This window comes from Sporosarcina sp. FSL K6-1522 (assembly GCF_038622445.1).
Lineage (GTDB): Bacteria > Bacillota > Bacilli > Bacillales_A > Planococcaceae > Sporosarcina.
The window spans coordinates 2,736,001-2,754,792 of the sequence record NZ_CP152019.1 but is presented as its reverse complement, the minus strand read 5'-3'; the positions used below and the strand labels follow the sequence as shown (position 1 = coordinate 2,754,792).

The 18,792-nt window shown below is 42.6% G+C and carries 20 protein-coding genes and 3 pseudogenes; 1 reads left to right on the top strand and 22 read right to left on the bottom strand.

Going from position 1 to position 18,792, the window contains the following annotated elements; translation table 11 throughout:
* Positions 1–159: 159 nt before the first annotated feature.
* The 17 genes from MKY34_RS13575 to MKY34_RS13495 form a co-directional block, all read right to left on the bottom strand.
* The gene (locus MKY34_RS13575; RefSeq protein ID WP_342511437.1) at positions 160–1,044 is read right to left on the bottom strand and encodes a polyprenyl synthetase family protein; all 885 of its coding nucleotides are present in this window, start codon (positions 1,042–1,044) and stop codon (positions 160–162) included.
* Positions 1,037–1,279 (bottom strand): exodeoxyribonuclease VII small subunit, encoded by a 243-nt coding sequence (locus MKY34_RS13570; RefSeq protein WP_342511435.1) that lies wholly within the window; start codon positions 1,277–1,279, stop codon positions 1,037–1,039. The genes MKY34_RS13575 and MKY34_RS13570 overlap by 8 nt, the downstream gene beginning before the upstream one ends.
* Entirely contained in the window at positions 1,280–2,635 is a 1,356-nt protein-coding gene (gene xseA / locus MKY34_RS13565; RefSeq protein ID WP_342511433.1) for an exodeoxyribonuclease VII large subunit, read from the bottom strand.
* A gap of 143 nt (positions 2,636–2,778) precedes the next feature.
* Positions 2,779–3,648, bottom strand: coding sequence for a bifunctional methylenetetrahydrofolate dehydrogenase/methenyltetrahydrofolate cyclohydrolase FolD (gene folD, locus MKY34_RS13560; protein WP_342511431.1), 870 nt, complete (start codon positions 3,646–3,648; stop codon positions 2,779–2,781).
* A gap of 24 nt (positions 3,649–3,672) precedes the next feature.
* A complete protein-coding gene (gene nusB / locus MKY34_RS13555) occupies positions 3,673–4,053 on the bottom strand; it encodes a transcription antitermination factor NusB (RefSeq protein WP_342511429.1) in 381 nt (126 codons plus the stop codon).
* Positions 4,054–4,259: 206 nt separating this feature from the next.
* Positions 4,260–4,661 carry an Asp23/Gls24 family envelope stress response protein gene (locus MKY34_RS13550; protein WP_342511427.1) on the bottom strand — a complete coding sequence of 134 codons (402 nt, stop codon included), beginning with the start codon at positions 4,659–4,661 and terminating at the stop codon, positions 4,260–4,262.
* Positions 4,662–4,679: 18 nt separating this feature from the next.
* Positions 4,680–6,026 carry an acetyl-CoA carboxylase biotin carboxylase subunit gene (gene accC, locus MKY34_RS13545; RefSeq protein WP_342511426.1) on the bottom strand — a complete coding sequence of 449 codons (1,347 nt, stop codon included), beginning with the start codon at positions 6,024–6,026 and terminating at the stop codon, positions 4,680–4,682.
* 13 nt (positions 6,027–6,039) lie between these two features.
* A complete protein-coding gene (gene accB, locus MKY34_RS13540) occupies positions 6,040–6,543 on the bottom strand; it encodes an acetyl-CoA carboxylase biotin carboxyl carrier protein (RefSeq protein WP_342511424.1) in 504 nt (167 codons plus the stop codon).
* Between the two features lie 214 nt (positions 6,544–6,757).
* On the bottom strand, positions 6,758–7,306 hold the full coding sequence (locus MKY34_RS13535; RefSeq protein WP_342511422.1) for a SpoIIIAH-like family protein: 549 nt from the start codon (positions 7,304–7,306) through the stop codon (positions 6,758–6,760).
* Positions 7,293–7,760 (bottom strand): hypothetical protein, encoded by a 468-nt coding sequence (locus MKY34_RS13530; protein WP_342511420.1) that lies wholly within the window; start codon positions 7,758–7,760, stop codon positions 7,293–7,295. Before MKY34_RS13530 ends, MKY34_RS13535 begins: the two co-directional genes overlap by 14 nt.
* Before the next feature lie 198 nt (positions 7,761–7,958).
* The gene (locus MKY34_RS13525) at positions 7,959–8,858 is read right to left on the bottom strand and encodes a stage III sporulation protein AE (protein WP_342511418.1); all 900 of its coding nucleotides are present in this window, start codon (positions 8,856–8,858) and stop codon (positions 7,959–7,961) included.
* Between the two features lie 16 nt (positions 8,859–8,874).
* Positions 8,875–9,273, bottom strand: coding sequence for a hypothetical protein (locus MKY34_RS13520; protein WP_342511416.1), 399 nt, complete (start codon positions 9,271–9,273; stop codon positions 8,875–8,877).
* A complete protein-coding gene (locus MKY34_RS13515) occupies positions 9,252–9,461 on the bottom strand; it encodes a stage III sporulation protein AC (protein WP_342511414.1) in 210 nt (69 codons plus the stop codon). Before MKY34_RS13515 ends, MKY34_RS13520 begins: the two co-directional genes overlap by 22 nt.
* 203 nt (positions 9,462–9,664) lie before the next feature.
* A complete protein-coding gene (gene efp / locus MKY34_RS13510; RefSeq protein WP_342511412.1) occupies positions 9,665–10,222 on the bottom strand; it encodes an elongation factor P in 558 nt (185 codons plus the stop codon).
* 115 nt (positions 10,223–10,337) lie between these two features.
* Positions 10,338–11,396 (bottom strand): Xaa-Pro peptidase family protein, encoded by a 1,059-nt coding sequence (locus MKY34_RS13505; RefSeq protein ID WP_342511410.1) that lies wholly within the window; start codon positions 11,394–11,396, stop codon positions 10,338–10,340.
* Positions 11,397–11,400: 4 nt separating this feature from the next.
* Positions 11,401–11,841, bottom strand: a complete 441-nt coding sequence (gene aroQ / locus MKY34_RS13500) for a type II 3-dehydroquinate dehydratase (protein ID WP_342511408.1) — start codon at positions 11,839–11,841, stop codon at positions 11,401–11,403.
* A 62-nt stretch (positions 11,842–11,903) separates the two neighbouring features.
* On the bottom strand, positions 11,904–12,332 hold the full coding sequence (locus MKY34_RS13495; RefSeq protein ID WP_342511405.1) for a hypothetical protein: 429 nt from the start codon (positions 12,330–12,332) through the stop codon (positions 11,904–11,906).
* 129 nt (positions 12,333–12,461) lie between these two features.
* On the opposite strand from MKY34_RS13495, the gene MKY34_RS13490 reads away from it, so the two are divergent.
* Complete coding sequence (locus tag MKY34_RS13490) at positions 12,462–13,439, top strand: DUF1385 domain-containing protein (protein WP_342511404.1); 978 nt, start codon at positions 12,462–12,464, stop codon at positions 13,437–13,439.
* Between the two features lie 115 nt (positions 13,440–13,554).
* Here the strand turns inward: MKY34_RS13490 and MKY34_RS13485 are convergent.
* From MKY34_RS13485 to MKY34_RS13465, 5 genes and pseudogenes are all read right to left on the bottom strand, one after another.
* Positions 13,555–14,673: pseudogene (locus MKY34_RS13485) on the bottom strand (ribonucleotide-diphosphate reductase subunit alpha); the annotation flags it as partial.
* Positions 14,674–14,924: 251 nt separating this feature from the next.
* A pseudogene (locus tag MKY34_RS13480) lies at positions 14,925–15,572 on the bottom strand (ribonucleotide-diphosphate reductase subunit alpha); the annotation flags it as partial.
* Between the two features lie 321 nt (positions 15,573–15,893).
* Positions 15,894–16,691 (bottom strand): annotated as a pseudogene (locus MKY34_RS13475) (ribonucleotide reductase N-terminal alpha domain-containing protein); the annotation flags it as partial.
* A gap of 175 nt (positions 16,692–16,866) precedes the next feature.
* Complete coding sequence (locus tag MKY34_RS13470; protein ID WP_342511401.1) at positions 16,867–17,703, bottom strand: biotin/lipoate A/B protein ligase family protein; 837 nt, start codon at positions 17,701–17,703, stop codon at positions 16,867–16,869.
* Between the two features lie 158 nt (positions 17,704–17,861).
* Positions 17,862–18,641 (bottom strand): Cof-type HAD-IIB family hydrolase, encoded by a 780-nt coding sequence (locus tag MKY34_RS13465; RefSeq protein ID WP_342511399.1) that lies wholly within the window; start codon positions 18,639–18,641, stop codon positions 17,862–17,864.
* Between the last annotated feature and the right edge of the window lie 151 nt (positions 18,642–18,792).

The window sequence follows — 18,792 nt, the reverse complement described above, 5'->3', positions numbered from 1 at the left end:
CTTAGACTGCCTTCCCAAACTTCCTTCAAAATTTGTAACTGACGTCTGCCGGAAGCTTAACTTGATTCAGCGAAGATTTGGACTTCTGCCGAATCGAGTTATATTTGCGCTTAATTCATTATAGCAAGAAGGACGACCAGTACAACAATTACGTTCCCTTCACGACGTTCTTTCTACAATATAATCCGCAAACAAACCGAGTAACGACTGTTCTGTTTCCAGAAACATCAATGATTCTTTCGCCAAACGATGATGCTCTGCCAGTCGCTGTTTTGCGCCTTCAAGGCCTAGTAACGATGGGTACGTTGACTTGTCGCTCATTGTATCGCTCCCCGCGGTCTTGCCTAGCTCTTCCGTTGTAGACGTAATGTCCAAAATATCGTCTTTTATTTGGAATGCAAGTCCGATATTCCATGCAAACGCCTTTAAATCCGTTGTTTTTTCCTGCGAAACGCCTGCTAAAATGCCACCCGCCTCAATGCAAAATGACAGCAATGCACCTGTCTTATTGACATGGACGTTTTCTAGCTCTAGTAAAGATAAACGCTTTGTTTCTCCCTCAATATCTAGAATTTGTCCACCTACCATTCCTTGTGCTCCCGCAGCTTTCGACAGGGTTTGAATGATATGTAATGCATCTTTTGCTGAAGTATTTTGAAGCGTCGTTAAACACTCAAATGCAAGTGCTTGCATCGCATCACCCGCAAGAACGGCTACTGCTTCTCCAAATACTTTGTGATTTGTCAATTTTCCACGTCTGTAGTCATCATCATCCATACATGGCAAATCATCATGAATTAAGGAATATGTATGAATTAGTTCAACAGCACAAGCAACTGTTAATGCATCTTCTGACTCGCTCCCTAAGTCTTCAATCGCTGCAAGGACGAGCAATGGACGGATACGTTTTCCACCAGCATTGAGTGAATAGGTCATAGCGTCTTTCAAAGTTTCAGGCACATTGGCGGTAGCCAACAAATCTTGCAACTTGTCATCGATAGCAGGAAGCTTTTCTGAGATAAACTGCTGTAATTGTTTATGCATGTGAATCTGCACCTTTTGTTGGATCGAACGGCGAAGTATTACCATTGCCATCAATGATGGAAATTAACTGCTTTTCTGCATCCTGTAATTTCCCATGACAATAAGAAGATAACTCCATTCCTTTTTTATATAACGTAATGGCATCTTCAAGCGGTACATCACCTGTTTCAAGCTTCTGAACAACTTCCTCTAATTTCAACATCGCTTCTTCAAAGCGGATTGGCTCTTTTTCCAATTAACTTTCCTCCCCATCAGTAATTGTAATCGATTGAACCGTAGCCTCTGCTGTCCCATCCTGCAAACGAATCTGAATGGGAGACCCAATCTCCATCATTTTAACTGAATTAGCAACTTCATTGTTCTGATAAACGATTGAATAACCACGTTCCATCACATTGAGTGGATTGAGTGCTTGGAGCATTCGAATCGAGGCATGAAAGCGATCACTGCGGATGCGCACATCTTGTTGCACTGCCCTTGTCAAACGTTCTGTGAGTGCTGATGTGGTTCGATAACCTTCCTGAATTCGCTGATCTGGTGCAAATGAAGCAAGCATACTCCGCAATCTTTGGAGTTCCATCGTTCGATGTCCGGTTACCTCTTGCCCACTTCGCATTAGTCTACCTTCTAGTCCAACCAATCTTTCCGTAAACGGGCGATATAAACGTTCTGGAAATTGCAGGGGATAAGACGTTTGAAGAATACTTAAACGTTTTCGTTCCTGTTTGATTTGATTGGATAAGGAGCTGTATAACGCTCGCTTGCGATCGACTACTTTTTCAAACAGTTCGTCGCGAGCCGGAACAGCCATTTCAGCGGCTGCTGTTGGGGTCGGCGCTCTTCTATCTGAGACAAAATCTGCAATCGTTGTATCTGTTTCATGTCCAACTGCACTAATAATCGGAATGCGGCAAGAGAAAATCGCACGTGCAACCGATTCTTCGTTAAATGCCCATAAATCCTCAATGGAACCACCACCACGACCAACGATGAGAACATCGATTGAGCTATCTCCTCCCGCTTGTTCAATCGCTTTAACGATAGATGGGGCTGCTTGTGGCCCTTGCACGATTGCAGGGAATAATAAAATTTCCGCAAGCGGGTAACGCCTTGCAATTGTTGAACAAATATCCTGAATGGCTGCACCCGACTGTGCCGTCACGACACCAATTTTGTTCGGGTATACTGGCAACGGACTTTTCCAACGACTATCGAACAATCCTTCTTTTTCAAGACTGTTTTTTAATTGTTCAAACGCCAAATAGAGCGCGCCAATGCCATCTGGCTGCATCGATTGCGCGTATAGTTGATAATTCCCGCTCGTCTCATATACGGTCACATCTCCCGTAATGAGCACGTTCATGCCATTTTCGGGTCTGAATTTCAACTGTGATGCACTTGAACGAAACATCGCTGACTGAATCCGGCTTTTATCATCTTTTAACGTGAAATAAATATGACCACTTGGATGGCTTTTTACATTCGAGAGTTCCCCTTTAACGAAGACATTGCGTAAATGAGGATCTGCATCGAATTTCCGTTTGATATATTTCGTTAATGCCTGTACAGACAAATAAGGGTTTTCGACCAACAGTCCTACCTCCAGACTCCTAACGTATAGAAACGCTGTCTTTCCGATGGAAAACAGCGTTCGTCCGGTATTTTATCTTCATTCAGCAAAAGACTCCCCCTATAGGTGGCGAAGTTTGCTTTTTATTCCTTGTTCAACGGGTGTTATTGTGAGCATTTTCCTTCTGCGCATGCTGTTTCCGCACTATGCAATGTGTTTTTCAACAACATTGTAATGGTCATCGGACCTACTCCACCTGGAACTGGTGTGATTGCAGAGGCGACTTCTTTAGCTGATGCAAAATCAACATCCCCGCACAGCTTTCCATTTTCATCACGGTTCATGCCTACATCGATAACGACTGCACCTGGTTTAATATGCTCACCCGAGATGAACTTCGTTTGTCCAATTGCAACGATTAAAATATCAGCTTGTTTTGTAAAAGCAGCTAAATCCTCTGTTTTTGAATGGCAATACGTAACTGTTGCATCACGTTGTAGTAACAATTGTCCCATTGGTTTCCCAACAATATTACTGCGTCCAACAATTACCGCATGCTTGCCTTTAATCTCCGTACCCGTCCGCTCAAGTAGCTTGATGATGCCATACGGTGTACATGACAAAAATGAACGTTGACCGATAATCATTTTTCCAACGTTCTCAGGATGAAATCCATCTACATCTTTAGCTGGGTTGATAGCACGAATGACGAGGTTCTCATCGATATGTTTTGGCAATGGGAGTTGAACAAGAATCCCGTGGATAGAGTCATCATTGTTCAATCTGGTAACCTGTTCGAGTAACTCTGCTTCCGTTACTGTATCTGGCAGTTCGATAAGTTCTGATTTCATGCCTGCTTCTACGCTCGATTTTTGTTTGTTTTTCACATATGTACGTGAAGCCGAATTATCGCCGACAAGAATAACCGCAAGTCCTGGTTTACATCCTTTGTCAACAAGTACGCCAACCCGTTCTTTGATCTCTTCTCTGATTTCTTTTCCAATTGCAATTCCATCAATTAATTGTCCAGTCATGTTGTTTCCTCCAAACGATTTTGGTTATTTCTCCTCAAATTTCGACAATACACCATTGACAAATCGTCCTGATTTTTCATCGCCGAATGTTTTACATAATTCGATTGCTTCATTGAGAATAACTCGGTGTGGCACGTCCTCATTAAATAACAATTCGTAGACCGCAAGTCGTAAAACTGTACGCTCAATTTTGGGCAGACGGTCTAATGACCAATGCTCTAACTTGCCAACCAGTGTTTCGTCAATGATTTGGCTATTCTCCACTGTGCCCCGAACAAGGTTTTCATAGAAAGCATTCACAGTGCCTTCTGTAATATAGGCAATTGCTTCATCTACGGTCAATTCCGTATTATCAAGCTGGAAAAGGGTTTGAACCGCTTTTTCCCGTGCTTCTCTTCGTTTCATAAATGGTCTCCTCCACTACTGTCTATCTAAAGCTCTATCATAGCACATTTAAGGAACCAAAATACAGTCACACAATGTCCGATTGCTTCCTCTAGAGATAAAAATCTCTCCCAAATCTGTCTCTCACAAAACGACATCATGATTTTCTACAGAATTTCTGCTAAAACAAGTTGAAAAGCATCATCCTAAGGACGATGCTTTTCAGTTTATTCAGTTTCTGCGCTTGCTTCAAATTGAATGCCAGTAATATGCACATTTACTTCTTTCGTTTCGAGCGAAGTCATGTGATATACCGCATGACGAACTTGTTTTTGAATTTCTAACGCAACGCTCGGTACGGAGTGACCGTACTCTACGACGCAATAGACATCAATCGTTAAACCTTCTTCGGACCATTCTGTTTTAACGCCCTTACCGTGAACGACTTTCCCAAACTTCTCCGCGACACCCGTGGCAAAGTTCCCACGAGTATTGGCGACACCTTCTACTTCTGTCGTCGCAATGCCAATAATTACTTCGAGTACTTCAGGAGCAAGCTGAACACGCCCGAGCTCGACATCTCCCGACGGAGCCATTCCGACAAATGAAGGAATTGTCTTATCAGCCATTCCAATGTCCCCTCTCCGTTAGTCCATTACCGTGTATCTTTCTAGGAATTTTGTATCAAAATCCCCTGATTTAAACACGTCATGATCCATTAAATTTAAATGGAAAGGAATCGTCGTATCAACGCCCTCAATCATAAACTCATCGAGTGCACGTCTCATCCGAGCGACTGCCTCTTCCCGTGTATCCGCATGAACAATGAGTTTTGCCACCATTGAATCGTAAAATGGTGGAATCGAATAACCTGCATACATCGCCGAATCCACTCGAACGCCAAAACCACCTGGTGGCATGTAGACCGCTACTTTTCCTGGTGACGGCATAAAGTTCTTAGCAGGGTTCTCTGCATTAATACGGCACTCAATCGCCCAACCGTTAAGCTGGATATCTTCTTGGCGATAAGCCAATTTTTCACCAGTCGCTATTTTCAATTGCTGTTGGACTAAATCGATTCCCGTAATCATTTCAGTAATGGTATGTTCAACTTGAATACGTGTATTCATTTCCATAAAATAGAACTGTTGGTTGATATGATCGAAAATGAATTCGACCGTACCTGCACCGCGATAGTTCACGGATTGCGCTGCTTTTACCGCTGCTTCCCCCATTGCAGCACGCAATTCAGGTGTCAACGCCGGTGATGGCGCTTCTTCCACAAGTTTTTGCATTCTGCGCTGGATTGAGCAATCACGCTCTCCTAGATGAATCGTATGGCCATGCTTGTCAGCGAGTACTTGTACCTCAACGTGGCGGAACACTTCAATATATTTCTCCAGGTAGACACCAGGATTACCAAAAGCTGCCGCAGCTTCTTTTTGCGTAATATTGATGCCCTTTACAAGATCCTCTTCATCTCTCGCAACACGAATCCCTTTACCGCCGCCACCTGCTGTTGCTTTGATAATAACCGGGAATCCGATTTCACCTGCGACGCGCAATGCTTCTTGCTCATCTGCAACAATGCCATCTGAACCTGGAACGATTGGTACGCCAGCTTGTCTCATCGTTTCACGGGCAACATCCTTCGTTCCCATTCGTGAAATCGAATCCGCTGTCGGCCCGATAAATTCGATATTTACTTCTTCACAAAGCTCTGCAAAGCTCGCATTCTCTGCTAGGAAGCCATATCCTGGGTGAATTCCGTCGCAACCAGTCATTTTTGCAACACTAATGATATTTGAGAAGTTGAGGTAACTATCTTTCGATAATTTCGGTCCGATACAGTATGCTTCATCAGCCAATTCAACATGAAGCGCCTCTCGATCCGCCTCTGAATAAACCGCTACCGTTTTCAAACCAAGCTCTTTACACGCACGGATGATACGTACTGCAATTTCACCGCGATTGGCAATCAATACTTTTTTCATCTGTCAGTCCTCCTTAGTTTGCTTTTACAAGGAAGAGTGGTTGTCCGTATTCAACGAGTTGTCCGTCTTTTACAAGCACTTCTACAATCTCCCCTGAAACTTCCGCTTCAATTTCGTTGAACAGTTTCATTGCTTCGACGATACATACGATTGAATCCGCTTTCACTTTATCCCCATTTTGTACGTATGCTGCCTCATCTGGTGAAGGGGCCGAATAGAATGTTCCGACCATCGGTGACGTCACTTTATGTAGGGATGAATCCTCAAGTGCTTCCGCTACAACTGCTTGTGGCTCTTCTTGTTGTACAACTTGAACTGCTTCTACTTTTGGCTGAGGTGCTACAATTACGTCTTGTTGCACAACAGGTGTAGCTTCCGGTACAGCAACTACAGCAGCTTGCTGACCGCTTCTTTTTTCTAATTTAATTTTTGCACCGTCTGATTCAAATGTAAATTTTTCAATTGAAGATTGGTCAATCAACTTAATAATTTCTCTTATTTCTTGAATTTTCAACATAATTAATTCTCCTAACTACATAATAATATTTGCGCACTATTCTATCTTAGACGTTTTTCAGTCATATTGAAATAGATAATGCTGATTTCGCATAAATATTGCTGAAAAATAAAACAAAGACCCTATCTTAGGTCTTTGTTTTTGAATGTGATGAAAGTATGATTTTTTTACTTTTCAACCGGTATCGATGTCTAGACTCTAACATCTGGCACTGTTATTTTGCATCGCCCGTGAAGCTAACTTCCACTTTCCCAGCATCTTCCCAGCTCGTTTTTACATATTGTATAATTTCGGCTGCCATTTTTGGTGATTGTCCCTCAGTAGAAAGTACAGTCACTTTTACGACCCCATCCTCTGTCCGCACAAATGCCTCTGGATAACCAAATGCTTTTATTTGCATTTCCATAAGTGCTTCGTTAGAAGTTTGTTTGGTAAGCTGCGCCATCTCATCGAATGCCGCATTCTTCTCCTCTGCTGTGTAATCATCGGAAGTCATTTTAGCGGTCAACTGTTCAGTCATTTTACTGCGCTCATTGCGAACCTCCATGCGCATATCCTCAAATATATAAGCTTCCGCAAAGACCGGCGCAGTTTTATCGGTCGGTGTTTTCTCTGTCAATGTCGTGGAATCGGTTGTCTTATCGCTAAAAATCGTAATTCCATCAAACGGCATTGGTACTTTTTCCTTTACATAATAGATGGAAATAACAGCTACAAGACTGAGTAATGTCAAAAACCATACTGTTCGTTTATTCGTTCTCATTCATATTCCCCCTTTTCTTCATTTCAACGATAACAACTCGGTGTTCGGGCAACTGGAGCACAGAGGACAAAATTCTCGAAAGTTCATTTCGAATCGCATAATCTTCCGCACCTTCTGCGATTAACAGAACACCTATCAAGCCACCTTTTTTTTCTGCCCCAGAGGACAAGGAAAAGTAATCAGATAGCGGACTAACGGTTTCCCCACTGTCATAATGGAAGTACAAGGAAACTTCCCCGACTCCTTCAATTTTCATGAGTGCCTCTTCTAGTGCTGCAAATTGTTGACTCTCCTCCTTTTTCCCCTTCTCCCCTCCGATTCCGCCGAGACTGGAATTGATGAAAATGATGACAAGGATAATAATCGTCCCGAGGAGGATCATATGAATTTTCCTTGCAGGTTTTTGCATATCATCACCATTTCCGTTCATTGAGCCGGCTATGTAACCTGTCATCAATGATTCATTTTATGCTTCTTCGTTACAAGCTATGACCAAAAAGTGTCAAGAGCGAGCGGATTATCCAAATACCCATCGCAAGCTTAACAAGTACAAGTAAGTTCTCTTCAGCATCTTTCGGAAATAACAATAAAATCGATGATGCTAATAAAGCTATTAATAAAACACCAGTTAAAAATCAGCCATTCCCTCACCTCATTTCATCGTCGTCATTAGCTTGATTAATATAATGGAAAAAAGAGCCGTATAGATAAAAGCAAAAGCGATTAAAAAAGAAACGGCACAGAGAACAAACAAGGTTTTCCCAATATCATCTAAGATGCCAGTGATATCCTTATCTGCAAATGGCTCAATAAGTGCAGCCGTCCATCTATAGAAAAAGGCAACGAGCAAGGTTTTAAGAGATGGAATAATGGCAACAGTTGTCACTGTTGATATGAGCCAACCTCCTGCAAAAACACTAGCTCCGGATGAATAGCGGCCAATGGTTCCCATACTGTCCGTCATAAATGAGCCAATCAGAGGAATATTTTGGCGAATCAACTCTTTAATCGGCTCGCTAGCAAGCCCTGACAGCGCCCAAGACATCGTCCCCCCCGCTGTAATGAAAATTGAATAGGCAGCAACGACCGCTGATACCGTGCCAAGTAAGGTTGTCCGAATGAGGTCTGCCATTTTCGTAAACGGAACTGACGGCAACAATCTTGTAACAAGATCAAAAATGAGCGCTGCAGTGAGCAACGGAATGAGCACATATTCCGCCAAGACAACTGCCCCATTTGCAAACAGTAGCATTGCTGGTTGGAAATTCAGCAAGCTGAAAGCGCCACCCGCAGCAACCATACTAGCCGTCAAAATTGGATAAATTGAAATAAATAGCAGCGATATAGAGTTTGCGATATCCCGTATAAGTGTTAAATGTTCGAATGCGGGTTGCAAAACGACCATCACGACTAGGAATACTAATAGCATCCTCGTCCACTTCTTAAATGTAGGAAAGAGAAAGTCCACTATTAAAGCCATGAAGGTTGAAATAATAACAATGACGAAACTAGACAATACGGTTCCGAGTATGGTTTCAATAAATGAAAGCATCAAATACCCCGTCCGTTCATTTTGAAATGAGTGTAGATAGTATTTCAATAAGTGTGGTCGTCTGCTGAATCCATAAGGTGAGAATTGCGATTTTCACTGCAAAATGGGACAACGAAGCGAGTGAAGCATACCCAGCCTCTTCAAAATGCTGAGCGATTAGTTCAGACAAATAATATAAAATGGCACTCCCAATCAGCAGCTTAGCGAAAGGGTCTGGCAATGGGGCAAAAAGCCCTACATACACTTTGCCAAATGGAAAAACGACTGTCACAAGGATATGCAGGAGAAAAAATAAAAAAATTCCGACAGACAATAACGGCTGAAGCTTAGGTACTGCAAATGCAATCAAGAGGAGTAGAAAAAAGACGACGATTGCCTGGAGTAAGGTGAGCATCAGACTGACATCGACAACCATTGGAAAAATTCCGCTATTTCCGTGAAGAAAATTTTAAGGAAATGCAACATCTCGGCAGTGATATAAATATAGGCAATAAAAAACAAGAAAAAGGAGAATTCTTTCTTGCCGGTTTGTTCAAAAAAAACATGTAGCAAACCGATGACCAATCCAATACCGGCAATTCGTAACAAATCATTCAAGTCCATCCGGTACGCCCCCCATTGCAATATCCTATGTGCGGATAACCTGATATATGAATCGAAAAGCGCAAGGTGTTCACTTAGATGCGATAGGAAAGAGAGATTTTACTTGGATTCCTCCCTAATTGAAGCGCCCCGAGAATCTTGGCATAAGAAAAACACCTTACAGACCCGATTTGGGTTGTAAGGTGTGAACTAAACTACTATTATTAAGCGCGCGAAACGTATTCGGATTCTTCTGTATTAATAACCAGTTTATCACCGATATTAACGAAGAATGGTACTTGCACAATCAATCCTGTTTCCAGTGTAGCTGGCTTTGAACCGCCACTTGCTGTATCGCCTTTAATGCCCGGCTCTGTTTCTGTTACTTCTAATGTAACTGTTACTGGCAATGCAACACCAAGAATTTCTTCTTTATACTGGATGACATGCACTTCCATATTTTCTTTCAAGAATTTCAATTCTTCTTCAATTTGCGCCGCTGGAAGTTCAATTTGTTCATATGATTCATTATCCATGAAGACATGATCGTCGCCATTTGCATACAAGTATTGCATACGTTTGTTATCAATTTGCGCTCTGCCTACTTTTTCACCCGCACGGAATGTTTTTTCATTGACGTTACCTGAACGTAGGTTACGTAATTTTGAACGAACGAATGCCGCACCTTTACCTGGTTTTACGTGTTGGAAATCCATTACACGCCAGATGTCCCCATCTACTTCGATTGTTAAGCCTGTTTTAAAGTCGTTTACTGAAATCATGATGATTCCTCCATTTACTAGATTATTAGAAAACTCGGTGATTGCTGAGCCATAGGCGACAGCAGAGCCGTAGTTGCTCTTATAAGGGCATCCATGAACTTATTATTGGCTGACGTTATAAGATTAGAAGTTCTTTCGTTGAATGCGTTAGGCGTTCATTGCCATCTTCCGTCATAATGATATCGTCCTCAATACGCACGCCACCAATACCCGGAAGATAGATGCCTGGTTCGACCGTAACCGTCATATTCGGTACAAGAATGGTTTCTGAGCGGAAAGAGAGCCCTGGTCCTTCATGCACTTCAAGGCCAATACCATGCCCTGTCGAGTGACCAAAGGCATCACCATACCCTTTAGATTTGATGTAATCTCGTGCGATTGCATCTGCCTCTATTCCTGTCATACCCGGTTTAATCTCTTTTACTGCAAGTTCTTGTGCTGCAAGTGTCACTTCGTAGATTTCTTTCAGTTTAGCCGAAGGCTGTCCAACAGCAACCGTACGCGTAATATCTGAAATATAACCCTCATACAAAGCGCCGAAATCGAGTGTGACTAAATCGCCCAACTCAATCACTTTGTCTGTCGCAACGCCGTGCGGAAGTGCTCCACGTAAACCAGACGCAACAATAATCGCGAAGGATGAAGAAGTTGCCCCTTGTTTGCGCATCGCAAATTCCAGTTCGTTCGCTACTTCCAGTTCTGTCACACCTGGTTTTATGAACGTGCAAATATGCGTAAACGCATCATCTGCAATTTTAGCTGCTTGTTTCAAAACCGCCAATTCATCTGCCGTTTTGACCATCCGCAACTTTTCGACAAGGCCCGAAACAGGTTTCAACTCTGATTGAACTGTTGCATTGTACAGCTCATAAAGACCAAATGTCATATCGTCTTTTTCGAAACCAATTGTACGTAGATTCATATTTTCCGCTTGTGCTGCCACTTCTTCAATAATCGTAGCCGTATGTTGCACGATACGAAAATCAGCGATTTCTTTGCCGGCCTGCTCCGTGTAACGAAAATCTGTGATGAATACAGCATCATCTTGCGAAATAAGCGCAAGCCCCGCTGTTCCCGTGAATCCCGTCATATAACGGCGGTTGTACGGATTTGTAACGAGTAGTGCATCGATGTCATGTTCTTTTAGCAGTTCACGCAGTTTCGTCAGTTTCACAGTCTTAAACCTCTTTTCGTTTGAGTAGGAAAGCTTGGAAGGCTAGTTCATACCCATCCGTACCAAATCCTGAGATTTGGCCCATGCAAACTGGCGCAATAACAGATGTTTGTCTGAACGGTTCCCGACTATGTACATTCGAAATATGGATTTCGATCACAGGCACGGTGATTGAGGCGACCGCATCTCGCAGCGCTATACTGTAATGCGTAAACGCACCAGGATTGAAGATAATTCCGTCGAGCCCACAATCTTCGGCCTCATGGATTTTATCGATCAAAGCGCCTTCCCAATTCGATTGAAAAAACGATAGCTCAACCCCATGCTGTAACGCAAGCTTATGCAGTTTCCCTTCAACATCTTCTAGCGTTTCTGCACCGTAAATACCCGGTTCCCTTTTTCCCAGTCGATTCAGATTAGGTCCGTTCATAATAAGTAACTTCACCGCCGCACCATTCCTCTCACCTTTATCTTACTCATTTTATCATATCGTTCTTTGGTGGCAACTCATTTTGTACTTTCCTCTGAAAGTTTCTTCATAAAAACCGCCGTTCCTGTAATAAAGCGAAGAACAATGGCCATAAGTGCTAGGAATGGGATGGAAACAGATTTAATGGCGTCCCATGGTGTTTTCGGCGAATCAATGGTCCATTCGACTGCAAAGACAGCAATGATGCCAAGAATAAGTGCTGTTATTGATGGTGGAATCGATGTGGTAAACGAAACTGCCAAATAGAGCAACCCGAAAAGGACAACGAGTACAACGAACAGCAAAGCCCATTTGATTGTGACATGGGCAGTGGGTAAGAGATGCCATTTTTTAGCCCATCCAATCGGCGACCAACGAATAAAATGAAATAACTGTAAAAACCAAAGACTACACACGGTGAAAAAAGCGCTAAAAACAGCTGTCCAGCCAAGTGTTTTATTAATCATGTTATCCCTCCTACACAAAGTGTCGGGAGGTTCTGAACTTTTTAAACATCATTTCTGGAGTCATTCGCAGTTTTTTAGTACAATAGAAAATAAGTTGTAGCTGATACAAAAGAAAGTGTGGGTAAATGTATGGAAAAAGGACAACAATCGCCTACTTATGGAGGCCAAGCGCTTGTCGAAGGGGTTATGTTCGGCGGGAAAAATCATACGGTGACAGCCATTCGACGGAAAGATGAGTCCATCGATTATTTTCATCTGCCAAAAGAAAAAAATAATATGCAAATGAGATTAAAGAAAATTCCATTCGTTCGAGGCATCGTTGCATTAATCGAATCGGCAGGCATTGGTTCGCGTCATTTGACATTCTCTAGTGAGCGTTATGACGTGATGCCAGGTGAAGAGGAGGAACAAGAACCCGAAGAAACGTCCAAGTTGGCGATGGTTCTTGGTGTGGCAGCAGTCGGTATCCTTTCGTTTTTATTTGGAAAATTTGTGTTCACGCTTGTTCCGGTGTTCCTTGCAGAAATGTTGCAATTCATTGCGCCAGGAAAAACAGCACAGATTTTACTTGAAAGTCTGTTCAAACTCATTTTGTTATTGAGCTATATTTCCCTCGTGTCGATGACACCGCTTATTAAACGCGTGTTTCAATATCACGGGGCGGAACATAAGGTCATCAATGCCTATGAAAATAATCTGCCCATGACCGTCGAAAATGTCCAAGCACAATCTAGGCTCCATTTTCGATGCGGCAGCAGTTTCATCCTATTTACGGTCATCGTTGGAATGTTCATCTATTTTCTCGTACCAACCGACCCATTATGGTTGCGGGTTGTAAACCGGATTCTCCTCATTCCAGTTGTTCTTGGTATTTCTTTCGAAGTCTTGCAATTGACAAATGCTATGCGTAACATCCCCGTCTTGAAATATTTGGGCTATCCGGGACTCTGGCTTCAATTGCTAACGACGAAAGAACCTGATGATAAACAAGTAGAAGTTGCAATCGCATCCTTCGAAAAATTGTTGGAGATTGAAGAACATGGCGTAGAAGTACTAGAAGTTGATATGAAAAATACTACTGGAACCGAAACGATTCCTGTAAATTAAGAAAAGCGCTGGAGCCTAGACACTAGACACTAGGTTAAGTTGAGAAACTTATACTTTCTTAATCTAAAAAACGGAAGGTTGCCCAATCAGGCACCTTCCGTTTTTTTAATTCTTTTTATAGCCCACATTGAAGTTGTGCGTTACAGTTTGTACATGTATTACAACCGCCCATTTCTTCAACCGTTCCTTGTCTACAAACAGGACAAGTATCACCGACTTCAGAGCCAATCGTGACGTTTGTTGAACGCAAATCTTGGATCGTATCAACAAGAACCACTTTTCGTTGTTCAACAACCTCTTCAACATACTCCGTGTCCATGTTGTTTTCTTCTGCTTTCAACGTCAAAACTTGTGAATCACGACTACCATCTACATAGACAGTACCGCCTTTCGCGCCACCTTTATAAAGGCGCTCATAGACACTTTCCACTTGCTCAACCGTATAGCCACGTGGTGCATTGACTGTTTTCGAAATCGAGCTATCGATCCAACGCTGGATGATGCATTGCACATCCGCATGCGCTTCCGGCGCAAGGCTCATTGACGAGATGAACCATTCCGGCAAGTTATCCGGATCCGCTTCGGGATTACGCTGTAAATATTCCTCTACAATACTCGCCTTCACCTCGATAAATTTCCCAAGGCGTCCACTGCGGTAATAGGTAAAGGAGAAATAAGGTTCTAATCCAGTGGAAACGCCTACCATTGTTCCAGTGGATCCAGTTGGCGCAACAGTTAGGAGATGCGAGTTACGGATACCATGTTCCAAAATGGCTTGACGGATATCTTCCGGCATTTTCTTCATGAAGCCTGTATTGATGAATGCTTTACGAAGGGTTTGTGTTTCTTCATCTGATTTACCAATAAGGAACGGGAAGCTTCCTTTTTCTTTGGCAAGTTCAATGGACTCACGGTATGCCGTTGTCGCAATTGTTTCAAATACGCTGTCGACAAGTTCATTACCTGCTACTGAGCCGTATTCTTTTTCACAATAAATAAGTAAATCAGCAAGCCCCATAACACCTAGGCCCACACGGCGTTCACCTAGCGCTTGTACTTTATTTTCTTCAAGGAAATATGGTGTCCCGTCGATCACGTTATCCTGCATTCGAACACCGACACGGACAATTTCCCGCAATTTTTCAAAGTTTACCGTTTTTATTTCTTTATCTGCCACTTCAGCAAGGTTTACGGCAGCAAGGTTACAAACCGAATAAGGTGCTAATGGTTGTTCCAATTATGTTATCCTGAAGGCTTTTTATCCTTCAGTTCTTACAGTTCGTTTTCCTGTAAGTTCAGCATACATTTTCACTGCGATATACAGTGTTGCGGTCTCGTGCCTGGATTATAGTCTGTTTTCTAACTAATGAAAACAGGATCACCAGGTATGCGTTGCCCCTGACTAAAGCTTTATCTTCAGCCTTCGGTTCGGATTGGCATCTCAGCTTCCCCGCTTCATCCCGCAATTTTTAACGTGAGGCGAAGTTCACCACACGGGTTTGTTGCTACGACTTGCTGGCCGTATGCTTTAGCGTTTGTTTCGTTGTTGGCATTATCGATGAAGAAAATGCCCGGTTCTGCGGAATACGTTGCGCAAATGTTGATAAGATCCCACAGTGCACGTGCTTTAATCGTCCGATATACTCGTACTTCATGCCCCTGACGTTCCCATTCGCGTACATCTCCAACTTTATGCCATTCTTCATTATATGTCGTCATTTCTGCAGGTGAATATTTTTCAACTGCTGGGAAACGAAGTTCGTAATTCGTATCCTGTTCAACAGCCTTCATAAAATCATCTGTCAATGTGACAGAGATGTTTGCACCCGTAAGGAATTCCGAATTATGAATGGAATACGTCCCACCATCGCGTAATTTTGCTTCTGCATCTCGCATGATGGCTTCGTTGAAACCGCCCATACCTGGAATTGCCCGGTAGTTCAGAATGCCTTGGTACATCGCTTCTTCTTGTGTAGTAAGTGGTTTAAATTTCAGTTTTTCACTTGCAAGCTTCTTGATCAACTCATCTTCCGTATGTTCCAGAAGGAAACGTAAAATCCGCGGATTCTGCATTTTTGAGATGATAAATTCGTAAATGTCAGGGTGCCAATCCGCTAACATAATCATCTGTGCCGATTTGTTGCGCTGATTCGCTACACCAGCTCTCTAAGTCACCTTAGAAGATCAGACCATATCTTATACCCGTTTAGAGTACCCTCGCACTTCGGGATTGCTTAATCCCTACTCTACTTGCTTCCGCCTATTCAGCGTGCTTTCGATGGTCGTTGAACCTTCTCCATTTCACAGGAGCTTGGCTGCTGATTGTCTTTATCCACCTATCGTTCTCAAGCATTCACGCTTACTGTTTCCAGTTACGTTGTAGCCGATAAGTCATCAAAGAGTTTCCAGCAATTCACGAGGTTTATTTAAAGACGAGGCACACGAAATAGCTCTACCACGTCTGGATCCACCTTGTTCCACAAGATGCGTTAATTTCGCAATATCGTCTAGCCATGAGACAGACCCTGACGATTTACCATTAACACCACGTGCTAATGTGTTACGTGGACGTAGTGTAGAACCATTCGTTCCCACACCGCCACCACGGCTCATGATCTCCATCACTTGTTTGCGGTGATCAGAAATGCCCTCGCGAGAATCCGCCACAAACGGCATCACATAACAGTTGAAAAACGTGACTTCTGTGTCCGAACCCGCTCCATACAGTACACGTCCTGCCGGGATGAAATTCAACTGTGACAATTGGTCGTAGAAACGATCAAAGGATTCTTTCCGCTTTTCTTCGGTTAGTTCAACTGACGCAAGCCCCGTCGCATTACGTTTAGCAATTTGCTCGTAAAATACTTCAAGTGGCTTTTCAATCACATCTAGTGACCGTGTAACAACGCCTGTCTCCTGTTCTTCTGGGCTATCAATTGCGGAGCGATAATCTGCTTCAATCCAAATGTCTGCTTTGCCATTCTCTTCATCCAATGCCGTTATGAAGCCAAGCCCTCGCGCTGGAAATTTTGGATCTTCCTTTACTGTCAGTACGACGAAATCCCCGATTTGCAATGTCTTCTTTTCTGTATCCTTAAACGAATACCTATCAATCATGACGAGTCTAGATACGCCACTATGCTCTATTTTCATATCTTCTGTAATTGGATGCACTTGTGGGAATTTCGCAATATCCTTATTCAGTTGTGCTTTATCCAACATTGGTTCTTGATGCTTTGAAACGGTGGTCATTCAGGCATCCTCCTTTTTATTTTCCTTACAAACCACAATACCTTGTGGTCATTTCTCTTTTAAATATACAACATATAGACATTTTCATCAATTCTAGCTCACACATACAACAAAAATATTTCCCCTTACTATTTACATATACGCTTTTCGACATTCAATCACACAAGCATGGTATTTATTTCTTAAAAGTCCAATCATCATTCGCGTATTTCTGTCGTTCAATCTCTCTAACAAATGCCAACTGTCCTTCTGTTAATTCCAATGGCTGTAGCTCGATATCCAACGCTTGTTCAAATCCTTTGGCAAAAGCCCCAACACATTCTTCAATCGATATATCTCGTTTAGCTAGTCGATCAATGGCGACCGCTTTTTCAGGTAAGCTAACCCGCATCCGCTCACGCTGCTCTTCTGAATTGAATTTGAATAAAGAAACAAGCTTGGCTTCATCCAGCTTTAAAAGTATCGCACCATGCTGCAAAATGACACCTTTTTGCCTCGTCTGTGCACTCCCCGCTACTTTCTTACCCTCAACAACAAGTTCATACCAACTTGGCGCATCAAAGCAAACCGCACTTTTTGGTTTTTTCAAGGTATCGTTTTGTTCGACGGTTTCCGGAACCGAAAATTGTGCATCAAGCCCTAAATTACGGAACCCTTCAAGTACGCCTCCCGAAATAACACGGTAAGCTTCCGTTACAGTATCAGGCATATCTGGATACTGTTCTGACACAATCACGCTATATGTAAGCTCATGCTCGTGGAGAACCCCTCTGCCTCCGGTCGGTCGCCGCACAAAACCAAGCCCATGCTTTCTGACTGCAGCCATATCAATCTCTTTATCGACACTTTGGAAATAACCGATCGATAATGTTGCCGGCTCCCATTCATAAAACCTCAACACCGGACCAATTTCCCCTTTACTATGCCACTCTAACAACGCCTCATCTAATGCCATATTGAATGAAGCACTACATTTCCCTGAGTTAATGAAGTGCCAAACTGTTTTCCCCATCCGAATTCCCCCTTCGCAACGCATTTCATTTTAGCATTCTCACATGCCACTTAGCTATAGATATATCTTTATTTCACAAATCCATTTCATGTCTATCCATATTGAAAAGGGCTGACTATGCGCCAGTCCCAGCTCAGTTATTCAAAGTCTTCTAGCATTTACAACAAACCAACCATTTTCAAGCCATGGACAATGCCATCATTGTCTACATCCCTCGTCACATACTTAGCCACTTTTTTCACTACTTCAGGCGCATTTCCCATTGCTACGCCATGACCGACATATTGTAACATTTCAATATCATTCAGATTATCGCCAAAAGCATAGACTTGATCTTTTGTGAAACCTTTCTTCGCCATCAACTTTTCAATTCCCTGTGCTTTCGAACCGCCAAGTGGAAGGACATCCAACGAATAGTCATGCCAACGAATAAAATTCAAGTTACGCATATTTGTCCGATAATGCGCTTCCTCATGTTCTTCACAAAATACTAATGTTTGATAGATATCGGCTTCATTAAAGTAATTCGCATTCAATTCAGGATGAGTAGCACCTGCTTTCAACGAAGCCAAAGCATCTTCTATCCCTGTATGATAATCAATTGTTGTTTTCATCAACTCCGCCCCCATAAAAACAAGCGGATGCTTTTGCAAAGAGGCGTAGTCCATCAATTCCACCAAAAAAGTACGATCGAGCGGATTTTTATAAATGACTTCATTGTCAACTTCAACATATTGACCATTGAAGCAAACGAAAGAATCAATGGCTAACTCTTCCCGCAAATCTTGAAAGAAATAAGGAGCCCGTCCCGTTGCAATCGCTACTTCATGCCCTGCTTCTTTTAGCGACTTTACAGCTTCTTTTGCGGACACTGGTAATTTCTTCTCATGATCAAGGAGCGTACCATCAATATCAAATAGAATCAGTTTCTTTGTCATATAATCTCCTCCAGAACAATATAATTGTCCAGCCCATATATTCCATTTGACTAGATTATGAGGCCAAATCATGCAATTTACTATACGTAGTTATACTAGTCAATGTCGCTTCCAATGTCAAAAGTCCAAACATAAAAAAACAGATCACTGA

What these genes read in the sequence shown, in the direction of transcription:
- MKY34_RS13575 (WP_342511437.1), bottom strand. Translation starts at nt 1,044, where the DNA reads ATGCATAAACAATTACAGCAGTTTATCTCAGAAAAGCTTCCTGCTATC.
- folD (WP_342511431.1), bottom strand. Translation starts at nt 3,648, where the DNA reads ATGACTGGACAATTAATTGATGGAATTGCAATTGGAAAAGAAATCAGA.
- nusB (WP_342511429.1), bottom strand. Translation starts at nt 4,053, where the DNA reads ATGAAACGAAGAGAAGCACGGGAAAAAGCGGTTCAAACCCTTTTCCAG.
- MKY34_RS13550 (WP_342511427.1), bottom strand. Translation starts at nt 4,661, where the DNA reads ATGGCTGATAAGACAATTCCTTCATTTGTCGGAATGGCTCCGTCGGGA.
- accC (WP_342511426.1), bottom strand. Translation starts at nt 6,026, where the DNA reads ATGAAAAAAGTATTGATTGCCAATCGCGGTGAAATTGCAGTACGTATC.
- accB (WP_342511424.1), bottom strand. Translation starts at nt 6,543, where the DNA reads ATGTTGAAAATTCAAGAAATAAGAGAAATTATTAAGTTGATTGACCAA.
- MKY34_RS13535 (WP_342511422.1), bottom strand. Translation starts at nt 7,306, where the DNA reads ATGAGAACGAATAAACGAACAGTATGGTTTTTGACATTACTCAGTCTT.
- MKY34_RS13530 (WP_342511420.1), bottom strand. Translation starts at nt 7,760, where the DNA reads ATGACAGGTTACATAGCCGGCTCAATGAACGGAAATGGTGATGATATG.
- MKY34_RS13525 (WP_342511418.1), bottom strand. Translation starts at nt 8,858, where the DNA reads ATGCTTTCATTTATTGAAACCATACTCGGAACCGTATTGTCTAGTTTC.
- MKY34_RS13520 (WP_342511416.1), bottom strand. Translation starts at nt 9,273, where the DNA reads ATGGTTGTCGATGTCAGTCTGATGCTCACCTTACTCCAGGCAATCGTC.
- MKY34_RS13515 (WP_342511414.1), bottom strand. Translation starts at nt 9,461, where the DNA reads ATGGACTTGAATGATTTGTTACGAATTGCCGGTATTGGATTGGTCATC.
- efp (WP_342511412.1), bottom strand. Translation starts at nt 10,222, where the DNA reads ATGATTTCAGTAAACGACTTTAAAACAGGCTTAACAATCGAAGTAGAT.
- MKY34_RS13495 (WP_342511405.1), bottom strand. Translation starts at nt 12,332, where the DNA reads ATGATTAATAAAACACTTGGCTGGACAGCTGTTTTTAGCGCTTTTTTC.
- MKY34_RS13490 (WP_342511404.1), top strand. Translation starts at nt 12,462, where the DNA reads ATGGAAAAAGGACAACAATCGCCTACTTATGGAGGCCAAGCGCTTGTC.
- MKY34_RS13470 (WP_342511401.1), bottom strand. Translation starts at nt 17,703, where the DNA reads ATGGGGAAAACAGTTTGGCACTTCATTAACTCAGGGAAATGTAGTGCT.
- MKY34_RS13465 (WP_342511399.1), bottom strand. Translation starts at nt 18,641, where the DNA reads ATGACAAAGAAACTGATTCTATTTGATATTGATGGTACGCTCCTTGAT.